The organism is Glaciimonas sp. CA11.2, assembly GCF_034314045.1.
In the GTDB taxonomy this organism is placed as follows: domain Bacteria; phylum Pseudomonadota; class Gammaproteobacteria; order Burkholderiales; family Burkholderiaceae_D; genus Glaciimonas.
In genome coordinates this window covers 2,139,423-2,159,865 of sequence record NZ_JAVIWL010000001.1, presented here as the reverse complement: position 1 = coordinate 2,159,865, position 20,443 = coordinate 2,139,423, and the positions used below count along the sequence as shown (strand labels likewise).

Below are 20,443 nucleotides of genomic sequence, written 5' to 3'. Positions count from 1 at the left end.
GGTCTTGCCAGGCTTACCGGGCTTACACTATTTACGCTTGAAACCCGGCAAATTGCCCAGCCACTTCAACGCAGCGCGCACGTTCGCTTTTAAGGTGTAATCAAGCGTCGCCACCTGCTCTTGCATGGCCTCTAGAATAACCGTCGCTGGACTGGCCGGTAATAACTTGAGATAAGCGTCAGCCTCGCCATAATCGCGATGAATCGTCATCCCGGCTTTTTTTGCAATATGCATCATGACCTTGTTGGACGACAGGCAATGCACATATAACGTATCGATATCGGCATTCCGGCAATGAATCGCAGCACGCTCAAACAAGCGCGTACCAACGCCCATGCCGCGTGCAATCGTCGATACCGAGACACCAAACTCGGCGACCCGCTCTTTGGTGGTGGCGGCGCGCATGGATGGCAACGCTTCTCGTGGAGCAAATGCCAGATGACCCGCGCCGAGCAATCGTAATTTGCGGTCGTACACGCCAAAAATAGTATCGCGATCAAAATCTAAACCCTCGACATAACGCGTCACCAATGTATCCGGCAATACTGAGCCAAACCGCAATAGCCGATCGCCGCTATCCAACGCTAAAAAGTGACGCAACAATCGCTTGCGCGCATGCCGCGACAACTCCTTCACATAGATGGTGGGTCTTGGCATTTTGACGATTACTGGATTATCCGCAGCACTCATGAGGTTTCTGGATCCGTGGTGTGTGGCGGTTTCGGCAAGGTTGGTCTCGCCAACAATATTGTCGCTTCTACCGCAGCAGTCCGCGCAGCGTGTAGCGCGTCCGGTATACGTTGCGGCGCATGCGCGAAGCCACCAGCAATTTCACCGGCATTCACCGATTGCGCCGCACGCAATACCGCTTGCAGGAACGGCTTTTGTGGAAATGGTAGGTCTCCATAACCGGTTCTGCCGCGATAGTCGCATTCTGTTGCATCGAGCATAGCAAGAAATCGCTGTGGCTTACGAAACGCATCACAACGCCCGAATAAAGTAACAATGGTCTTCGCCCGTAACGCGAAAGCACGGCCAATGTTGCCGTGTTCGCGCGTGGTCATAACTGCCAGATCGCGTACTTCGCTCTGCACCTTCAAGCGCTTACAAACCTGCTCAACCAACTTCACACCGAGACCTTCATGCCCATGATGGCTTGGCCATTCAGAGACTGGCGTCACACCCTTACCAAGATCATGCATCAAAGCCGCAAAGCGCACTGGCAATGGCATGTTTTCTTTGGCAGCCATATCAATCACCATCATGACGTGCTTGCCGGTATCAATTTCAGGATGATATTTTTCCGGCTGCGGAACACCCCAAAGAACATTGAGTTCAGGTAAGATTCTTGCCAATGCGCCGCACCCGCGCAACACCTCGAACATGCGTGACGGACACGCGTCCATCAACCCGCGTGATAACTCTTGCCACACCCGTTCCGGTACCAAAGCATCCACTTCCCCCGCGCCCACCATTTGCTGCATCAGCGCGTTAGTTTCGGGGGCGACTGAAAATTCGGTAAATCGTGCAGCAAATCTGGCGACGCGCAGGATGCGCACCGGATCTTCTGCAAATGCATCCGACACGTGGCGAAATATCCGCGCCTGCAAATCTGCTTGTCCACCAAAAGGATCAACTATCGCGCCATCGTCACCACGGGCGATCGCGTTGATCGTCAGATCGCGGCGGATTAAATCTTGCTCAAGCGTGACGTCAGGGTCGGCGTGAAATACAAACCCCTTATAACCGGGTGCAGTCTTACGCTCGGTCCGCGCCAGCGCATATTCTTCCTGCGTATCGGGATGCAAAAAGACCGGAAAATCTTTTCCTACCGGGCGAAAACGGCGCGCCAACATCTCTTCCGGCGTGGCACCAACCACTACGAAATCGCGGTCTTTAATCGCAAGACCAAGTAACTCATCGCGCACCGCGCCACCCACTACAAATATTTTCATCGTCGATATAGTGCAACTGCATAAACTGAATGCCGAACAAACTCAAAAAAAGCTTCAGATAACATGTACATCAAGGATGGAACCGCCATCATCAACCGTGGTCCGGCAAGACTTCCGGCTCTTCGATTGCTTCACGCACCCATTGAGCAACAGCAGGATGCGCTTGTACGCGCTCAACATAGGCTTGCAACGCTGGCGCCAACGAAACACCAAAGATGCGAAACCGCATGACCACTGGCGCGAAAAAAGCATCCGCAATTGAAAAATCGCCGAACAAGAAACGATGGTGACCGAACTCCGACAAACAGTCTTCCCATATCTCGCTAATCCGTCCAATGTCTCCTTGCGATTGCGGCGTGCGACCCTGACCCGGATGACGGGCGCGAATATCCATCGACATCGCAGAACGAAGACCAGCAAAACCAGAATGCATCTCAGCACAAACCGACCTCGCAAATGCCCTTGCGGCGCTATCTTTTGGCCACATACCGGCTTCTGGAAACTGCTCCGCCAGATATTCGCAGATCGCCAGTGAATCCCAAATATGCAAATCGCCGACTATTAGCACGGGCACTTTCCCTGCCGCAGAATAGCGCGAAATATCGTTCGCCGTGGTCGGTTGATCCAATAAAATCCGGACTTCATTAAAGGGAACACCAAACGCCTTCAGAACGACCCAAGGACGCATCGACCAAGACGAATAATTTTTATTACCGATCACCAGCGTCATACCCGGCTTACCGGCATTTTTCAATACTTCAGACAAAGTAGCGTCGCGTTGTGTAGTTTGCATAGCTTATCTTTCAGCGTTGTTTACAAATAAAAATGTCCATATCGCCACCACCGTTCCTTAAGCTTATGGCAACGCCGATACTGTGATACCTTTCGGTGCCACACTTCCCAAACGCGCCTTCAGCGATTGCGGACGACCATCAAATAACGCCGCATAGTAAGTGGCATTGGAAAGCACATTTTTCACATAACCGCGCGTCTCATTAAATGGAATCGACTCAGCGAAGATAGCGCCTTCGACGCTACCGGGCAACGTTGCACGCCATGACCGCGGTCGTCCCGGACCGGCGTTATAGGCAGCGGTCGCCATGGGTAACGAGCCGTCCAGATCATTGAGGACCATGCTTAAATAATTGGTACCCAGCATGATGTTCGTATCGACATCGTTCACCTGATCCGCCGTAAAACCTGTCACGCCTACTTTTTTAGCCACATATCGTGCGGTTGCCGGCATCAACTGCATCAGACCCGATGCACCAACATGTGAACGCGCCGTTTTAACAAAACGCGACTCTTGGCGAATCACGCCATACACCCACGCCATATCCAATCCCAGCGCGCTTGTATTCGTGGTCATGATTTCGCGATGCGGCGAAGGAAAGCGTTGAGTGAAATCGACTTCGATTTTAGTCCGATCCGAGGTATTGACCATCCGATCCAGAACGTCACTCTGACGCGCAAACTCGGCCGCCGCCAATAACTGGCGATCAGTCATTTTTCGCAACTCCCAGTTCCATTCGCGCGTGCCTTCAAACCGCAGTCCCATATCGAAAAAGCGGAAGGCGCGCTGAAAACCAGCATTTTTTTGCATCGGTGCCAATTCGAGCGGTGTGATCACTGAAGGCGTTCCGATGACAACTATTTTTTGTCCCATCTCTTCCAGCGCCAATTGTCCGTAGAAATTGGTTTGATCTGCAATCGACTGAAATAGTTTTTGCGCTTGTTCGTTGCGTCCATCGGCCATCAACGAGCGGCCTAACCAATAAACCCAGGCCGGATCGTCGCGCAAGGGCAAAGGCATTGCTTCAATACTGCTTTTGACCAATTTCCAGTCACCCGCGCGCAGCGCCGAACGCACGCTCCATTGATACCCATCCTGAGAGAGCGGTGCGCCCTGTGCAGCCCGCCAATAATCCACGGCTCGCGGATCAAGCTTTAATGCCGCTGGCAACGCGATCTGCGACCAACCAAGTGAGCGTTCCGATGCCTTCAACTGATCGGCAGAAGCAGTCAATGCAGCAGCGGCTTGAGATGGATCATTTTTAGCTACGCGGCCTAACGCAATGATAAAAAGCTCATGCCCCACGCGGTCAGCACCCGGTCCGCGGGCGACAACAGACGCTGATCGATCAATCGCCTGCGCTATTTGCGCGTCAGTAGCGTCCATAAAGGGAGCCATCCGACGAGCCACGCCACCAAAACCGGACTCAACCGCCTGCCGCACCTGAAACCATAAATCGGTTTGCGTAAATTGACCATTTTGCGCCAGCGTGCCGATTAAATCAGTGCAACCTTGCCCGAAATCCTTCGGCGTAATCAACAACGCACGCGCCTCATCGGCAACATTCACGCCTTTTAACGCTTTAGATGTCAGCGCGTAGCATTTAAGCTGAGTATCGTCGTCCAGTGCAAACAACGGATATTGTTGATCAAACGTATTCCAGATACCGGCCTTGCCGAGTTCAAGAAGCCAATCATTACGTAAGCGATCCGCAATCGCCGTACCGTCATAACGCGCCAAATATTCACGTATCTCTGGTTCCGGCGCGACCAAATCCTTGATGCGCGGTTTCAGACGATAATAGTCAACATACGAAGGGATGTCATAATTGCTTAACACAGACGCCAATGCATCCACTTTATCAGTCTTGTTGGCGCGCGAAGCATCGCGGAGGGCGAGAAACGTTGCATCCTGATCGCCAACGTTACTGACATTGCCAAGAGTGGTTGTGGAGTTCGTTTGTGCCGTGGCCGCTGGCACTATCGCCACCGATGCCGCAGCCGAAAACATTACACTAACTACCCATTTTGTTGCGAATTTTGCTCTATACATACCTTAACAACCCTCAATCTGCGAGTACCAATGACCAACCCAAGCATAGCATGTGATGCGTCTGATTCGGGCCATGAAAACGTTGCCGAAAAGGGACTTTTACGCATCGCGCTGCTGGCTGCGCGTAAAGCCATTTCAGCAGATCAGCGCCTAACGTTCGATACTGCCATTGGCGAACGGGTTATCGACTGGGCAACGGCCTTATCAGACGGCAATTCTGAAGTCACATCGGGCAGATTTCCGGTATCGGGCGTACTAGGCGTCTATTGGCCGATACGCGACGAACCGGATTTGCGACCAGCCTATAAGACATTGATCGCACGCGGTGTGCAGTTGGCGTTGCCAGTCGTCGTTGGCAAAAATGCGCCGCTTCAGTTCATCCGATGGCAACCAGGTGAAGCCATGATCAAAGACAGCTTTGGTGTGGCAATCCCGGCGAACGGAGAAGTAGTCATTCCAAGGGCGCTATTGATACCGTGCGTCGGCTTTAACGCGCAACGGCTACGCCTCGGTTATGGCGGTGGATTTTATGATCGCACCCTCGCAATAGAACCACGACCAATCGCACTTGGCATTGGCTATTCAGCTGGATTGGTGGGCTTTGATGGCGCGCATCACGATATCGCTTTGGACCGGATTTTTACGGAGAGCGCTTGCTTTTAAGAATGATTAATGTGTCAGAGAATGCGTTAAATAATACGTCAAATAACGCATTAGACTTTTTTCGGAACCGTACCCTCAAGGTTCTACCAAGAAGCCCAATCGCACGCTGGTGCGGAGCACAGCAGGTTCCGAAAAATTTACTTCAGGCGCTGCCAGATTGCAGTCGTAGCCGCAGCATTGTTAAGTGTGTAAAAATGCAAACCCGGTGCACCGCCAGCAAGCAAGCGCTCACATAACTGCGTCACCACATCAAGACCAAATGCGCGTATCGACTCGGTATCATCACCGTAAGCGGCAAGCTTTAGGCGAATCCAACGCGGAATCTCGGTACCGCACATATCCGAAAAACGCATTAACTGCGAATAGTTAGTAATGGGCATGATTCCGGCAATAACGGGCACAGTCGCGCCTAATTTTTGCGCTTCCTCTACAAACCGAAAATAGGCATCAGAGTTGTAAAAGTACTGCGTAATGGCACCGTTCGCGCCAGCTTTTACCTTGGCGGCAAATCGTTGCACATCGTCTTGCGGCGATTTTGCCTGCGGATGCATTTCGGGGTAAGCCGCCACTTCGATATGAAACCAATCGCCTGTTTCGATACGAATAAACTCGACTAACTCATTCGCATAACGAAATTCGCTTGATGAAAAATCCACGCCGCCGTAACCGCTCGGGGCATCTCCACGCAAGGCGACTAAGCGCTTAATACCGTTCTCTTTGTACTGCGTCAGGATGGCACGCAAGGATTCGCGAGAACTGCCCAGACAAGAAATATGCGGAGCGGCATCATGTCCCTCGCCACGAATCTCCAGTACGGTGTCAAGCGTTCCTTTTTGCGTTGAACCACCAGCGCCGAACGTGACCGAAAAATATTTCGGATGCAGTTCAGCCAGTTTTGCCCGCGTTACGCGTAGTTTCTCTGCGCCTTCTGGCGTCTTTGGTGGGAAAAATTCAATGCTGAAATTATGAGAAGACATTTAATTTTTTTTCAGTAACAAAGTAGACAAGGCCCACGAGACGATGCTGTACAAAATGGCGCCGCCAACTGCCGCCCAGAAACTGGCAACATGAAAGCCACCAACCAATTGCGCAACCACCCAAAACATCAAGCCGTTGATGATAAAAATGAACAAACCCAACGTCAATACCGTCGCTGGCAAAGTCAATACCAATAAAATTGGACGAATCAACGTGTTCACGAAACCCAGAATCAATGCAGCAACCAGCGCAGCACCAAAACTATCGACCGACACTGAATGCATCAAATATGGCACCGCCAGCAGCGCCAGCGCGTTAATTAACCACGTCACCAACAAACGCATTCATTTCTCCTATTTTGTAACTTGTATGATGCCTATATTCGCACAACCAATCAGGCCAATTACCCCGGCTGATTGCCAGTTCCACCCCCCAAAACGACACGATTTGAAGCCGTCTGGTGTGAAAATCGGAATAGCTTGAAGCATCTCTTCGCTATTCCTTATCTGATATCAAAGCCAGCTTTAAAAAGTCATTCGTCTCGAGTGTCACCACTTAAATAATCAGGACAAATAAGACAAATAGCGATTTAACGCGTAGCGCAGAATTGTTCACACAGGCCGCTGATTTGGCCCTGTTTCGTCAATATTAATAACGATATTGTTCCGGCTTATAAGGGCCGGTTTGTTTCACGCCGATGTAGGCCGCTTGCTCTTCCGTGAGCACACTAAGTTGTGCATTCAGTTTTTGCAATTGCAAGCGTGCGACCTTTTCATCCAAATGCTTCGGCAACGTATAAACACCGATTGGATAAGCCTTCGTATTGGCGAATAATTCGATTTGCGCGATGGTTTGATTCGCAAACGACGAGCTCATTACATACGATGGATGGCCAGTACCGCAACCCAAATTGACCAAACGACCTTCAGCCAGCAAGATGATGCGTTTGCCGTCGGGAAAAATAACGTGATCGACTTGTGGCTTGATGTTTTCCCAAGTATATTTCTTCAATGCAGCGACTTCGATTTCGTTATCGAAATGGCCAATATTGCAGACAATCGCCTGATCTTTCATCTTCGCCATATGGTCGTGGGTGATGACGTGATAATTGCCAGTACAGGTAACAAAAATATCACCGTGCTCCGCCGCATAATCCATGGTCACAACGCGATAACCTTCCATCGCTGCTTGCAGCGCGCAGATTGGATCGATTTCTGTCACCCACACTTGGGCCGATAGCGCCCGCATTGCTTGCGCAGAACCTTTACCCACATCGCCATAACCGGCGATGACGGCAACTTTACCGGCAATCATGACGTCTGTTGCACGCTTGATACCGTCAACCAATGACTCACGGCAGCCATACAAGTTATCAAACTTTGACTTGGTGACTGAATCGTTAACGTTGATTGCAGGGAAAGCTAATTTGCCTTCCTTGTGCATTTGATACAAACGATGCACACCGGTTGTGGTTTCTTCGGTGACACCTTTAATTTGTGCCAAACGGGTCGAATACCATTGCGGTGACGTTGCCAGCTTTTTCTTGATGGCGTTGTAAAGGCAAATTTCTTCTTCCGAAGTAGGATCGCTCAACACTGACGCGTCTTTTTCTGCACGCGTGCCGAGATGCAACAACAAAGTAGCGTCGCCACCATCGTCGAGAATCATGTTGGCTTGCTCTTCGCCCGGCCATTCAAAAATGCGATGCGTGAATTCCCAATACTCATCCAGCGATTCGCCTTTAAAAGCGAATACCGGCGTTCCAGCGGCAGCAATTGCCGCGGCCGCGTGATCTTGGGTTGAGTAGATATTGCATGATGCCCAACGCACTTTGGCGCCAAGCGCTTCCAGCGTTTGAATCAACACTGCGGTTTGAATCGTCATGTGAATCGAACCGGTGATGCGTGCGCCTTTCAGCGGTTGCGCCGCCGCAAATTCTTGACGAATGGCGATCAGACCTGGCATTTCGGTCTCGGCTATGCGGATTTCTTTATCGCCCCAACCAGCCAAGCTGATATCGGCAACCACATAATCGGAAGAAACAAGAGTAGTAGGGATGGATTTCATTACAACGGCGTTCATCACGCCCTCCTTTCGTTAGAAAAAAAGTAACGTGAGCGCGGTTGCTTGTAGAGACGATACCAAGCCTGGCAGACTGTGTCTGTCGCAACGCTCCTTGGCACGAAGTCAGTATTCTAAATCAAATTGCCATTGCTTTCATGGCTTTGCGATTGGATCATGCCAAATGCGCAAAAATAAAGTTTATTGACACTTTTTGGAAAGGTGTCTGTAACAATTTTCAGTGCTTATTCGATACTTATTCAGTTCTCGCTGACTATTTATTCGATATTTATTCGGTACTTAAAAAGAAAACAATCATTGTCTAGCCAACCTCAAACCCAGCCCATTTCGTAAAGTTCGCTTTTAATATAAGCGTAATAAACCGGTGCTGCCACCAATCCGGGCAAGCCGAACGCTGCTTCAGCCAGAACCATCATTAGCAACAATTCCCAGCTACGTGCATTAATTTGCGAACCGACAATCCGGGCGTTTAAAAAATATTCCAGCTTATGAACCACAATCAGAAATACCAGTGCGGCCAATGCAACGTATAAAGAAACTGACAATGCCACAACAACGATCACGGAATTCGAAATTAAGTTGCCGATTACAGGAAGTAATCCAGCCAAAAAAGTGACTACAATCATTGTTTTGGTCAATGGCAAATGGACGCCCGCCAAGCGTAATATCACCAGCAAAAAAATTGCCGTCAGGGTGGTATTGAGCAACGAGATCTTAATCTGCGCAAATACGATGCGACGAAAAGCGTCGGCCAGCAATCTTGCGCGTTCTAACAACTCAGAAGCCAAGGGCTGTAGTACCGGCAATGGATGTTCTGCAGTCATTGCGACCATCGCTCCCAATACCATACCAACCAACACATGAATAAAGACTTGTACCGCTTCTTTTCCCGCCAGCTTAAGTTCGCCGCTATGGGATTCTATAAATTCGGTGACCATTTGCCGAGTACCAACGATATCATCCGGCAAAAATCGTTGCAGTACCGTCGGCATCTGCGTACGCGCCTGATCGATGACATCCATCAACTTGGATTGAATGACCAACATGCGATCAGGTCCACCGTGGAAGAACGCTACCAAACCCAGAATAATGCCGGTGAGAACGCCAATAATAACCGTAGAAAGCAACACAACTGCTATAAGATGTGAGCGCTCACTGGTGAGGCGGCGCTCGATCAGTGGCGTCAATGAACGCACCAATTGATACACCAGCAATCCTGCCAATAACGCGGTCAGCATATGCAGCGTCAAGACCAAAACTAAGACCACAATCGCGATCAGCCAAGCAGCAATGCGAAAAGAAGACACCCCGCTTGTCACTGGACGGCGTCTGGGCGGCTGCATTTGAACGGCAGTCGTCTGTTTGGCGGAAGATTTGATTGCGGCCATGATAGGTAAAACCCGATAAGCACAAACTACAAAATGAAATATGCACGGCAAAGCGACCGATGCTGCTGAATGAATCTTGCAGAAGAAACAACTCAGTGTATCAAGTAGTTAGGTATCCGCAAAGCATCAATTAATCAGTATTTTGCGCCTGTTCTGAGGCAATTGGACGGTATAAATCAAAAACAAGACAACGCGAAAGCAGGACATCCAGCCGAAACGTTTCCGTTTTAGCCGAAGCCTACTTCCCGTCGATTCCGCGCTAGCTAACGCGAGTGATTAGCATAGGCGGTAAATGATGGCGTTACAAAATCGTCACGCTGCTACTATCGAAACACAATCAAATTGCTGCTTTGAGCGCCGCTGCTTTGTCAGTGCGTTCCCAGGTAAATTCTGGCTCTTCACGACCAAAGTGTCCGTATGCAGCAGTTTTTTCATAGATTGGACGTAACAGATCAAGCATTTGCACGATACCTTTTGGACGCAGGTCAAAATGCTCCAATACCAGCTGGGCCAGTTTTTCATCGCTGATCTTGCCAGTTCCGAACGTCGTTACCATCACGGAGGTCGGTTTAGCAATACCAATCGCATATGACACCTGAATTTGGCAACGCGTCGCCAAACCGGCTGCAACGATATTTTTGGCGACATAACGGCCAGCGTAGGCGGCAGAACGATCGACCTTTGATGGATCCTTGCCCGAAAAAGCGCCGCCGCCGTGCGGTGCGGCACCACCGTAAGTATCCACAATAATTTTACGACCAGTCAATCCACAATCCCCTTGCGGTCCACCGATGACGAACCGCCCCGTAGGATTGATTAGATAACGCGTGTTTTGTAGCCATTCTTTCGGCACGACTGGCTTGATAATTTCTTCGATGGCGGCTTCTTCAATAGCCCTGTGTTGCATTTCAGGCGCATGCTGTGTTGACAACACAATCGTGTCAATCGCGACGGGTACACCGTCAACATACTTCAGCGTCACCTGTGATTTTGCGTCCGGACGCAGCCATGGCAAACGCCCGTCTCTGCGCAATTGCGACTGGCGCTCAACAATCCGATGTGCGTAATAAATAGCGGCTGGCATCAGTTCCGGGGTTTCGTCACAAGCGTAACCAAACATCAAACCCTGATCGCCCGCGCCCTGATCCAGATCCAATCCCTTGCCTTCATCAACACCTTGAGCGATGTCCGGCGATTGCTTGTCGTACGCCACCAGCACCGCGCAGCTTTTGTAATCGATACCGAAGTCAGCATTATCGTAACCGATGCGCTTGATGGTCTCACGTGCCACGTTGATGTAATCGACGTTAGCAAACGTTGTGACTTCACCGGCCAGAACAACCAGACCGGTATTAACCAATGTTTCGGCAGCAACGCGTCCATTTGGATCTTGGGCCAAAATGGCGTCCAGAATAGCATCGGAAATTTGATCCGCGACTTTGTCGGGATGTCCCTCAGAAACGGATTCAGAGGTGAAGAGGTATTCATGTGTCATAACAGGCTCCTGCCAGAAAGAAATACAGTGGTGACCGTGCCGCAGTCCTACTGTAGAGCCTGCGACGCTTTAGCGAAATTTGTATACCGCTTCGCAAGTTGTCTATTAACTCGGCGGGTGAAATCCTGTAAATCCGGCGAAACTGGCATGATCCAAATTAATGACTGATTTGGCTGGTCCAATTTCTTGCAACTCTTGCTACACATTGAATGTAACGCTAATAGAATAAGCGATTTATCGATTTGCTGCTTAAGTTGCTGCTTAAGTTAATGCTTAAGTTAATGCTTTTTAAGTTAGCTAACAAGCCGACGAATAAGCTAGTTGCATTAGCTAATTATTAAACACTAATATAAGTACATCAATGTATTTGTTTATCCTACGTATGTTATTTTACGCCTTTTACAACTTTTCGGCAAAACGCCCCTTCCCACCGTCCAATGCTTGTCAAACTCTTTCAACTTTTATCTAAATTACCGCTATTTGCGTTGCACGCAATCGGTTCTGCTGTCGGTTGGCTGGTATATTTGTTATCGCCATCGTATCGACGCAAATTAAAAACTAACCTTGCCCGTGCCGGTTATAAACGCTATTTGTCTCAAGCGATTCGCGAGTCCGGCAAAAGCATGTTTGAGCTTCCTTTTGTCTGGTGCGCGCCGCCAGAGAAGGTATTACGTACGGCCAGCATCGAAAATTGGGAGTTGGCACAGGCCGCGCTTGACGCCAAAACTGGGGTCATTTTTTTGACGCCGCATTTGGGTTGTTTTGAAATCATCGCTCAAGCAATTGCCGCCAAAACATCGCTCACCGCGCTATACCGACCGCCACGCAAAGCCGCATTAAAACCCTTGATTGAAGGCGCGCGCGCGCGCCCTAACTTGCACCTCGCTCCAGCAAATCTAACGGGCGTGCGTGCCTTGCTAAAAGCCCTCAAAAAAGGTCAGGCCATCGGGTTGCTGCCCGATCAGGTGCCACAAAACGGTGAAGGCGTCTGGGCCGATTTTTTTGGCAAAGCGGCTTACACGATGACTTTATCGGCCAAATTGCATCAAATGAGTGGCGCGCCCATTATTCTTTCGTATGCCGAACGCCTACCTTTTGGCCGTGGTTTTGTCATTCGGTTTGTGCCATTTGAAGAAGAGTTAGGTAATACCCCAAAACAGCAAGCCCATGCGATCAACATCGCCATGGAAAAACTAATCGCCCGTTGCCCATCCCAGTATATCTGGAGCTACAACCGCTATAAAACGCCGCCCGGCGTCAGCGCGCCAACTGACATAGCGCCCGATAATAAGGACCGTCCATGAGAGCGCTGATTTTCTTGTTATGGCTGACACATTGGCTGCCGCTCTGGATACTTGGCCCTCTTGGCGAAGCGTTAGGATCGTTGCTGTTCATCATCATGAAACCACGTCGCCACATTACGTTAATCAATCTGCGGTTGTGTTTTCCTGATATGCCAGAAGCAGACCGCGTCATATTGGCACGGCGCCATTTTCAAGCCTATTCACGCAGCGCTCTGGAACGCAGTGTGTTGTGGTGGGCTTCTGAAGCGCGCCTCAAACGACTGATAAAAATTGAATCTGACTTACCGCTCGACACACTCCGTGCAGGACCTACCATTTTGCTATGTCCGCACTTTGTCTGTCTAGAAATTCCAGGCATTGCGTTAGTACTCAACTCGTCGCTCTCGATTTGCACCATTTACTCTCGGCAACAAGATCCGTTGGTGGATGCTGCTTTGCTTAAAGGTCGGTCGCGTTTTCGCCCTGTCAAATTATTCACGCGCGAACAAGGTGTGAAACCAATCATCCGTGCGATGCGGGAGGGATTTCCCTTCATCATGTTGCCTGATATGGATTTTGGAACCAAAGATGCCGAATTTGTCCCATTCTTTGGCATTCCTGCAGCGACACTCACCGCACTCGCCAGAATTGCCGCCGCCACCAAAGCCAGCGTGGTTCCGATGATCGCGACGTACTTGCCGGGCTATAAAGGTTGGAAAGTTACCTTTTACCCGGCTTGGGAAAACTATCCAGGCAACGATGTCACGGAAGCGACCCGACGCATGAATGCATTTATTGAAGAGCGGATACTCGAAGCGCCAGCAGAGTACTTTTGGGCGCATAAGCGCTTTAAAACCAGACCGCAGGGCGAACCTGGGCCTTATTAATCAAATGAAGAAAACCAAGTTTGAACTTTTAACGCTAAATAACGTAACGAGACAAAAAAACTGGCAACTTTACAGAAGCGTCGTGTTGCGCACTTTCTCTCTTACCGCCCTATAATCACACCATGAAACTCAAATTCACAAAAATGCACGGCGCGGGTAACGATTTCATTGTCATTGATGCGATTAATCAGCATATCGATTTCACACAAGTCCAATGGCAAGCACTAGCTGACCGTCGCTTTGGAGTCGGTGCCGATCAGATGTTGGTCGTTGAAAAACCCCAAGCGGCGGGCGTTGATTTCCGTTACCGCATTTACAATGCTGATGGCGGAGAAGTTGAGCAGTGCGGGAACGGTGCGCGCGCGTTCGTCAAATTTGTTACTGAAAAAGGTCTCACCCAAAAGCGCTCCATCAAAGTAGAAACCATGTGCGGCGTGATCGAGCCAATGCTGGAAGACGATGGCTCTATTACTGTTGACATGGGCTCTCCTGTTTTAGCGCCGTCCGACGTACCTTTTGACGCAAGCGCTCTACAAGGCGAACGCCAAGGTACGGACACGTTGTGGCCACTCGAAATCAACGGCAAGTTAATCCTGTTTTCAGTTGTATCGATGGGTAATCCACATGCGATTCAGGTCGTCAGCGATACTGAGGCCACGCCGGTTCTTGTGGATGGTCCTATCATTGAGCATCATCCGCGGTTTCCAAAACGCGTCAACGCTGGGTTCATGCAAATTGTTGATCGCCATCAGATCAAGTTGCGCGTGTATGAACGCGGTGCGGGCGAAACTTTAGCTTGTGGCACTGGCGCGTGCGCTGCGGTTGTCGCGGGTATTCAACGTGGGTTGCTGGATTCACCGGTAGCAGTCTGCACTCACGGCGGCGATCTATCTATCGCATGGAATGGCATTGGACAACCGGTCAGACTCACCGGTCCCGCCGTGACCGTGTTCGAAGGTGAAATAGATATCGATGCAGGCCGAACGTAAAAACGAACGTAAAAACGAACGTATCAACGAACGTAGCCAGGAAGGTGCGCGTTGTAAAAAATTAAACCCAATAACTTCCTAACTACTTATTGCTGATTACTCATTACTTTACAACGCAAATTTTCTCGTTAATTTTTAATTAAGCCAAAAACTAAGTACTTAAGCATAGCGTTTGGCCGCGGCGCGCTATTTGGGCGCCCGTATTTAAATACGCAATCTTAGTTGCTCAGTTGGTTAGACGTTTCAGCGAACTCTTCACCATCTTCGGTCGCTGTATCGGCATCCGTCATCTCCAAACCCGGCAGTGCTGTCTTAAAACGATACAAGCGTTGCCGATAATTTCCCTCTGGACCATGCGGGCCACAATCGACATCCTCGAACAATCGCGCCAGCCGATTCAATGCCTGACGCTCGTCGCCCGTCTCAATTAACACCAACCGCCGCTTACTGCGAGCGTAAGACGTACGGATATCCACCACCAGACAGTGACCGCAATCAGCTTGATTTAAATCCAGCAACAAAGCCTCTGGCCGACTTAATCCAAATAACAAGGCGAGTTCAATACGCGCCGCGAGAAAAGGATGACCGGCGACCAACTCACGCGTCAGTTGTTGTTTCGCGCTCACGGCCCACGCCATAGGACGCGCGCGGTCAGCAATCTTGGTCAGCAACGTTTGGGCCTCAATACTGCCTTGCGTCGCTGCTTTTTGCAGCCAATAAACCGCTTGAACATCGTTCGTTAACTTTTCACGACGATTGCGCCACGCACTGACGCCACATTCCAGCTGCGCTGCACGATGCCCCATTTCAGCCGCATGCTCCAGATGGCGTTGCATATCAACCAAATTACGTTGAGAAAATTCAGACTTCAAATATATTCGTGACAACGCATACCAAGCTTCGGATAATCCCCGCTCGCCCGCATGTGTCAGCCAACGTATCGCTTTTTTATAATTGGCTGACCCAGCACCAACAATGATGCGTCCGCCATCGCTATCCATCCGCGCATACCAAAGCCCCAAATCGAGCTGAGCAGATTTGTCGTCAGCCGAGGCCGCCAACTCTAAAAATTGCTGGACCTCGTTAGCATCAAATCCAGTAGTCATCATCAGTGCGCGGGCACAGCGCGTTAACAACAACAGATTTGCCTCACCCACACGCCTCGCCAAAGATTCGGAAGGAGCATGCAATTGTGCCAATTCGCCACCATATTGCTGCGCGACGGCACGTGCCAACGGTAAGCCGCGTTCTAAAAACGCCGTCCAGTCGCGCTTTTCCCAGGCTATCTGCGCCAGCGAATGTTGTGCTTGCATGATTCCGGCGTCAGCTGCGCGGGCGGTCCAGGACAGCGTCGCACCGGTCGCTTCAGCGCCGGATACTGGCGCCCGATGGGCAACTTCACCGGTCAATTCATCAGCCCCGTTCATTTGGCTGGAACGCGAAGCATTACTTGAGCGACTCGGCAGACCAACATGTGCACCACCCGTCATTTTACCGGCGTTACTATCGGCTTCTGCAGCGTGCGAATTGACAAGCGCGGCGGCCGTTTGATCGATCCTCGCCGCGTGCTGCGCTAATAGCCATTGGGCCTCGGGAATATCGGCATGCGCCGCTGCCTCCAGTGCCTGTAAAGCTTTAGGCTTATAAGCCTCTAAAGCAGCCCGTTCATCGATTGGAATGTTGATGTCCAATACCAATTGCGCTAAAACCAATCCGGCCTGCATCACGCCTGCGTCAAACGCGCGCTCATACCAAGCGCATAAATCTAGCGGGTTGGTAGCACCACGGGCGACATCAAGCTGAATATACGTCCCGATTAAGATCCAAGCCTCTACCTCTTGCTGTTGCGCAGCACGATCCAACCAATGTAATGCAGTCGGAAAGCTCTGTGGCAAACCGTTCCCGCCAAAGAGGTAGCGTTGACCGAGCGCGAGCTGGGCCGCCGCCTGTCCAGCACGCGCAGCCCTAATAATTGCTAAGTCTTCCCGTTTAGCCATAAACACCCATCATGCAAAAGCGTAAATTATCCCCGATAAATGAAGAATCCTTTATTTGATAACAAAATAGAATAAAGTTCGCAGCTTTAATACAACAAAGTGATATTTCTTTAATTTTAACGATCCGGCAAAACGGCCCAGTCAACCAATATAGAAAACATTACACCAACTTAGCGCAATATCGGCGATTAGTGTTCTATTTATGATTAACGTCGGATAAGTTACAAAATATAGCAGCAGAATAAATTTTTGCAATTTATTGGCTAAAGAGCCTTCCTTAATTTAGGGATAAGAAACATCGTGGCGAGGTTTTCCAGATGCGCTTAACAAGTCAGCCTTTGATATAAAGAAGTAACTAGACAACAAGTAGCAAGTCCTATGTCGTAATTCGTATCAATAGCGGCTTATTACTGGTAAAAAACGGTCACCCGACAAGGCTCTCGCCGTCCATCAATCCGAAAAGAAAATTATCATGTAATACAAGTACAAGAAATCGTAGTGTTTTGTCAGCACAATGCAATGTAATACATGCAAAATTACCAATGCATAGCAGAAGATTACCGATTTAGTACAACGATAGGTCGCCGCTTGTGTGTCACAAAAATACAACACAAACACCAACACCTGACAATTTCGACAAATTTATAGCACTACATAAGACCAAAGCGCCAGAGTAGACAGCCGGACCCATTAATGTTCACCCATCCGACAGATGTACGGATCCTTAAGCAGGCTTTTCCAAATAAAGGACGTCAAATGAAGAAATCACTAATCGCACTGGCCGTACTAGGCGCAATCGCAGGTGCAGCACAAGCTCAAAGCTCAGTAACAATCTACGGTATCGTTGATACTGGCGTCACTTACACAAACAAAGCACTGAACACTACTACTGGTAAAACTGGTAGCAAGTTTGCTGTCAACTCCGGCATCGTCCAAGGTTCACGTCTGGGTTTCAAAGGCGTTGAAGATCTAGGCGGCGGTTTGAAAGCAGTTTTCCAATTGGAAACTGGCTTCGCTAATGACACTGGTGCATTGCAAGGCGACAAAGGTTCGACAAATCTGTTCCGTCGTAAATCTGTTGTTGGTCTGAGCAGCGATGCATTCGGTACAGTTCTGTTGGGTCGTCAGACTGATATTCTGGATGACGTTAGCCAATGGACTTCGGTTCAAGATTTCGGTGGCGTAACTGGCGCGGTTGGCCACAATCTGGACCGTTTGGAAGGTGTACGTACCCAGAATTCGATCCGTTACAACACGACAAACCTGTCTGGTTTCACTGCTAGCGCGATCTACGGTTTCGGCGAAACTGCTGGTCAAACTACTGCTGGTCAATCTTTCGGTATCGGTGGTCAATACGCGAACGGCCCACTCGGCCTGTACGCTGCTTACTACCAGTCGAAAAAAGGCGCCACATCTAGCGATACTTCTTTGACTAACAGTGCTCCAGTATTTTCTGGCAATGCCGGCGATACAGCTCTGAAAGTGTTCAGCTTAGGTGCTAGTTACCAAGTTGGTCCTGCACGTTTGTACGGTAACTGGTCACGTGTTAAGCAGCCATTGGCTACTAGCTCAACAGCGGCTGTTCCTGTCGGTGGTTCGTTGGCTTCGGCCTTCGCTATCGGCGGCATCAACAACAGCAAAGCTGACATCTTTGAATTGGGTACTAACTATTCTTTGACAGCACCTTTGCATTTGTTGGCTAGCGTTCAATACAGCAACTTAACTTTCGTTGATGCTGGTTCGCCAAAAGGCAAACTGACACAAGTCAACTTGGGTACTGATTACTTCTTGTCGAAGCGTACTGACTTGTATGCATTTGCTTCATACCTGCGCGCTAAAAACGCTGTCAACCCAGGCGTTGAAGGCGACACAACTGGAAACACAGGTAACCAAACTGCTGTTACTGTTGGTATCCGTCACAAGTTCTAATGTAATTTAGTCATATCTGCGGTAACGCGGAAATGTCTGCTTAGTTAGAAATACAAAAGGCCCACATGAAAAATCATGTGGGCCTTTTGTTATTTTCGGGATCAAAAAAATTTTTGCTGAGGCATTAGTTATGGTTCATCGCCATAGTGATGATATTCTTGCTCACTCAACTCTCTACTCTCAATATTCAATCGCACACTATGAGCAGCCAACTGGATCCCGATACCGTCGCAGAATATCTTGCAGAAACGCCACATTTCTTTGTGGAGCATGCTGAGTTGCTCGGCAAAATCAAATTGACCAGCCCTTTGCTTGGTCGCGCCATCTCCCTGCAAGAGCGTCAGATGGAAATATTGCGGGAAAAAATAAAGGTGCAAGATCTTCGCCTCGCCGACATGGCAAGAAATGCGCAAGAAAATGACGGCATCGCGGACAAATTGCAAGTATGGTCACGTAGCCTGCTTCTAGCCCGAAATGATGTCGATATGCCCCATACGCTTATCGCCGGGCTACAGACGATCTTCAACGTACCTCAAGCCACCATGCGGCTGTGGAACGTTGCTGATGAATTTTCGCATACGTGGTTTGCTGCGCCAGCATCTGCCGATTCAAAGCTTTTTGCAAATGGCTTGCGCGTCCCTTTTTGTGGGTCCAATAATGATTTTGAAGCGGCTTCCTGGCTTGATCATCCAACTGAAACACAATCAATCGCCATGCTGCCATTACGACGCGATCCTGCATCCGGCACTTTCGGATTATTAGTCTTAAGCTCGCCGGACCCGGAGCGTTTTAGTGCCGACATGGCAACCGACTTCCTGAGTAAGATAGGCGACACCGCCAGCGCAGCGCTGGCCTGTCTACTGCACTGATCGATCCAATACCATGTCGAGTGACGATAATGTGTCCTCTGAACTGTTAACGTCTTCATCGGACGTTAACAGGTATCTGGATAATCTGCGCTATGGTCGAAAATTGTCGCCGCATACAGTCAGTAGCTATGCGCGAGATCTTTCGGAGTTAATAGCGCTGAGTCGCGCACTCCATAACGCTTCTGAAGATGCCAATCCAGACCTTGCGACTCTCAGCCATGCACATATTCGAAAATTTGCCGCACAACTCCATTCTCGCGGCCTCAATGCGCGTTCAATCGCACGCAAACTTTCGGCCTGGCGCGGGTTTTATAGTTGGTTAAGTGAACATACTACGCTTTCCAGCAATCCCGTCGACGGCGTCAAAGCACCAAAGCGTGGAAAACCACTACCAAAAGCACTCAATGCCGATGACACCATACGGCTGGTGGCCAGCGCCAATCCTCTCAATTCGCACGGCCCGACCTTGTCGGCATGCAATCGCGCCATGTTCGAGTTGTTATATTCGAGTGGGCTGCGGGTCTCCGAGCTAGCTGGGCTCGACATTCGCTACACGAATGAAGCAGGACATGTTTCGTCCGGCTGGATCGATTGGGACGCGGCAGAAGTCAGGGTAACCGGCAAAGGCAATAAGCAGCGATCAGTCCCAGTGGGACAACCGGCATTGCAAGCTATCGCAGACTGGCTGCCTTTACGCATGACATTGGTAAAAGAGAATGCGGCAAAGCTGAACAACACCTTCGCACTTTTTTTAACTGAGCGCGGTAGCCGTGTATCACCGCGAGTGATTCAACTTCGCTTGAAAGCCCATGCGCGGACGCTCAACCTCCCGACTGACGTTCATCCACATGTATTACGCCATTCGTTTGCCTCCCACGTTTTACAAAGTTCCGGCGATTTACGCGCGGTACAAGAGATGCTAGGCCATGCATCAATCGCCTCGACCCAAGTCTATACGTCACTTGATTTTCAGCGCCTTGCGCAAGTCTATGACGCCGCCCATCCTCGCGCCAAAAAAGTCCCAAAAGAATAATTTGCGATCTAATCGATAGTTGATTTGATTTCGCCTGGCGAGAGAACTAA

17 protein-coding genes and 1 riboswitch are annotated in these 20,443 nt (G+C 49.8%); of the genes, 7 read left to right on the top strand and 10 right to left on the bottom strand.

Going from position 1 to position 20,443, the window contains the following annotated elements:
- Positions 1 to 27 precede the first annotated feature (27 nt).
- The 4 genes from RGU75_RS09215 to RGU75_RS09200 all read right to left on the bottom strand — a co-directional run bounded on the left by RGU75_RS09215 (position 28) and on the right by RGU75_RS09200 (position 4,758).
- On the bottom strand, positions 28 to 690 hold the full coding sequence (locus tag RGU75_RS09215) for a GNAT family N-acetyltransferase (protein ID WP_322235175.1): 663 nt from the start codon (positions 688 to 690) through the stop codon (positions 28 to 30).
- A complete protein-coding gene (locus RGU75_RS09210; RefSeq protein ID WP_322235172.1) occupies positions 687 to 1,955 on the bottom strand; it encodes a multifunctional CCA addition/repair protein in 1,269 nt (422 codons plus the stop codon). The genes RGU75_RS09215 and RGU75_RS09210 overlap by 4 nt, the downstream gene beginning before the upstream one ends.
- 91 nt (positions 1,956 to 2,046) lie before the next feature.
- The gene (locus RGU75_RS09205; protein WP_322235168.1) at positions 2,047 to 2,748 is read right to left on the bottom strand and encodes a glutathione S-transferase family protein; all 702 of its coding nucleotides are present in this window, start codon (positions 2,746 to 2,748) and stop codon (positions 2,047 to 2,049) included.
- A 63-nt stretch (positions 2,749 to 2,811) separates the two neighbouring features.
- On the bottom strand, positions 2,812 to 4,758 hold the full coding sequence (locus RGU75_RS09200) for a lytic transglycosylase domain-containing protein (RefSeq protein ID WP_322235165.1): 1,947 nt from the start codon (positions 4,756 to 4,758) through the stop codon (positions 2,812 to 2,814).
- A 72-nt stretch (positions 4,759 to 4,830) separates the two neighbouring features.
- Here RGU75_RS09200 and RGU75_RS09195 point away from each other — a divergent pair, with 72 nt between their 5' ends.
- Positions 4,831 to 5,463 (top strand): 5-formyltetrahydrofolate cyclo-ligase, encoded by a 633-nt coding sequence (locus tag RGU75_RS09195; protein WP_322235163.1) that lies wholly within the window; start codon positions 4,831 to 4,833, stop codon positions 5,461 to 5,463.
- Positions 5,464 to 5,600: 137 nt separating this feature from the next.
- Here the strand turns inward: RGU75_RS09195 and metF are convergent, their stop codons facing one another.
- The 5 genes from metF to metK form a co-directional block, all read right to left on the bottom strand.
- Positions 5,601 to 6,440: a methylenetetrahydrofolate reductase [NAD(P)H] gene (metF, locus tag RGU75_RS09190; RefSeq protein WP_322235160.1), complete on the bottom strand. Its 840-nt coding sequence runs from the start codon at positions 6,438 to 6,440 to the stop codon at positions 5,601 to 5,603.
- A complete protein-coding gene (locus tag RGU75_RS09185) occupies positions 6,441 to 6,785 on the bottom strand; it encodes a phage holin family protein (protein ID WP_322235158.1) in 345 nt (114 codons plus the stop codon). It abuts the gene before it with no gap.
- Between the two features lie 304 nt (positions 6,786 to 7,089).
- On the bottom strand, positions 7,090 to 8,523 hold the full coding sequence (gene ahcY, locus RGU75_RS09180) for an adenosylhomocysteinase (protein WP_416186799.1): 1,434 nt from the start codon (positions 8,521 to 8,523) through the stop codon (positions 7,090 to 7,092).
- A 26-nt stretch (positions 8,524 to 8,549) separates the two neighbouring features.
- Positions 8,550 to 8,625, bottom strand: a riboswitch (S-adenosyl-L-homocysteine riboswitch).
- A gap of 209 nt (positions 8,626 to 8,834) precedes the next feature.
- Entirely contained in the window at positions 8,835 to 9,911 is a 1,077-nt protein-coding gene (locus RGU75_RS09175) for an AI-2E family transporter (protein ID WP_322235155.1), read from the bottom strand.
- A gap of 337 nt (positions 9,912 to 10,248) precedes the next feature.
- Positions 10,249 to 11,406 carry a methionine adenosyltransferase gene (gene metK / locus RGU75_RS09170; RefSeq protein WP_322235153.1) on the bottom strand — a complete coding sequence of 386 codons (1,158 nt, stop codon included), beginning with the start codon at positions 11,404 to 11,406 and terminating at the stop codon, positions 10,249 to 10,251.
- Between the two features lie 437 nt (positions 11,407 to 11,843).
- On the opposite strand from metK, the gene RGU75_RS09165 reads away from it, so the two are divergent.
- The 3 genes from RGU75_RS09165 to dapF all read left to right on the top strand — a co-directional run bounded on the left by RGU75_RS09165 (position 11,844) and on the right by dapF (position 14,565).
- On the top strand, positions 11,844 to 12,710 hold the full coding sequence (locus RGU75_RS09165; RefSeq protein WP_322235151.1) for a lysophospholipid acyltransferase family protein: 867 nt from the start codon (positions 11,844 to 11,846) through the stop codon (positions 12,708 to 12,710).
- The gene (locus RGU75_RS09160; protein WP_322235149.1) at positions 12,707 to 13,576 is read left to right on the top strand and encodes a lipid A biosynthesis acyltransferase; all 870 of its coding nucleotides are present in this window, start codon (positions 12,707 to 12,709) and stop codon (positions 13,574 to 13,576) included. The genes RGU75_RS09165 and RGU75_RS09160 overlap by 4 nt, the downstream gene beginning before the upstream one ends.
- A 122-nt stretch (positions 13,577 to 13,698) precedes the next feature.
- Positions 13,699 to 14,565 (top strand): diaminopimelate epimerase, encoded by an 867-nt coding sequence (dapF, locus tag RGU75_RS09155; protein ID WP_322235146.1) that lies wholly within the window; start codon positions 13,699 to 13,701, stop codon positions 14,563 to 14,565.
- A gap of 218 nt (positions 14,566 to 14,783) precedes the next feature.
- On the opposite strand, the gene RGU75_RS09150 is transcribed toward dapF, so the two are convergent.
- Positions 14,784 to 16,562: a tetratricopeptide repeat protein gene (locus tag RGU75_RS09150; protein WP_322235144.1), complete on the bottom strand. Its 1,779-nt coding sequence runs from the start codon at positions 16,560 to 16,562 to the stop codon at positions 14,784 to 14,786.
- A gap of 756 nt (positions 16,563 to 17,318) precedes the next feature.
- Between RGU75_RS09150 and RGU75_RS09145 the strand changes: the two genes are divergently transcribed.
- The 3 genes from RGU75_RS09145 to xerC all read left to right on the top strand — a co-directional run bounded on the left by RGU75_RS09145 (position 17,319) and on the right by xerC (position 20,393).
- Positions 17,319 to 18,491, top strand: coding sequence for a porin (locus RGU75_RS09145; RefSeq protein WP_322235141.1), 1,173 nt, complete (start codon positions 17,319 to 17,321; stop codon positions 18,489 to 18,491).
- Between the two features lie 200 nt (positions 18,492 to 18,691).
- Entirely contained in the window at positions 18,692 to 19,360 is a 669-nt protein-coding gene (locus tag RGU75_RS09140; RefSeq protein ID WP_322235139.1) for a DUF484 family protein, read from the top strand.
- A 13-nt stretch (positions 19,361 to 19,373) separates the two neighbouring features.
- Positions 19,374 to 20,393 (top strand): tyrosine recombinase XerC, encoded by a 1,020-nt coding sequence (gene xerC, locus RGU75_RS09135; RefSeq protein WP_322235137.1) that lies wholly within the window; start codon positions 19,374 to 19,376, stop codon positions 20,391 to 20,393.
- The last annotated feature ends 50 nt before the right edge of the window (positions 20,394 to 20,443 follow it).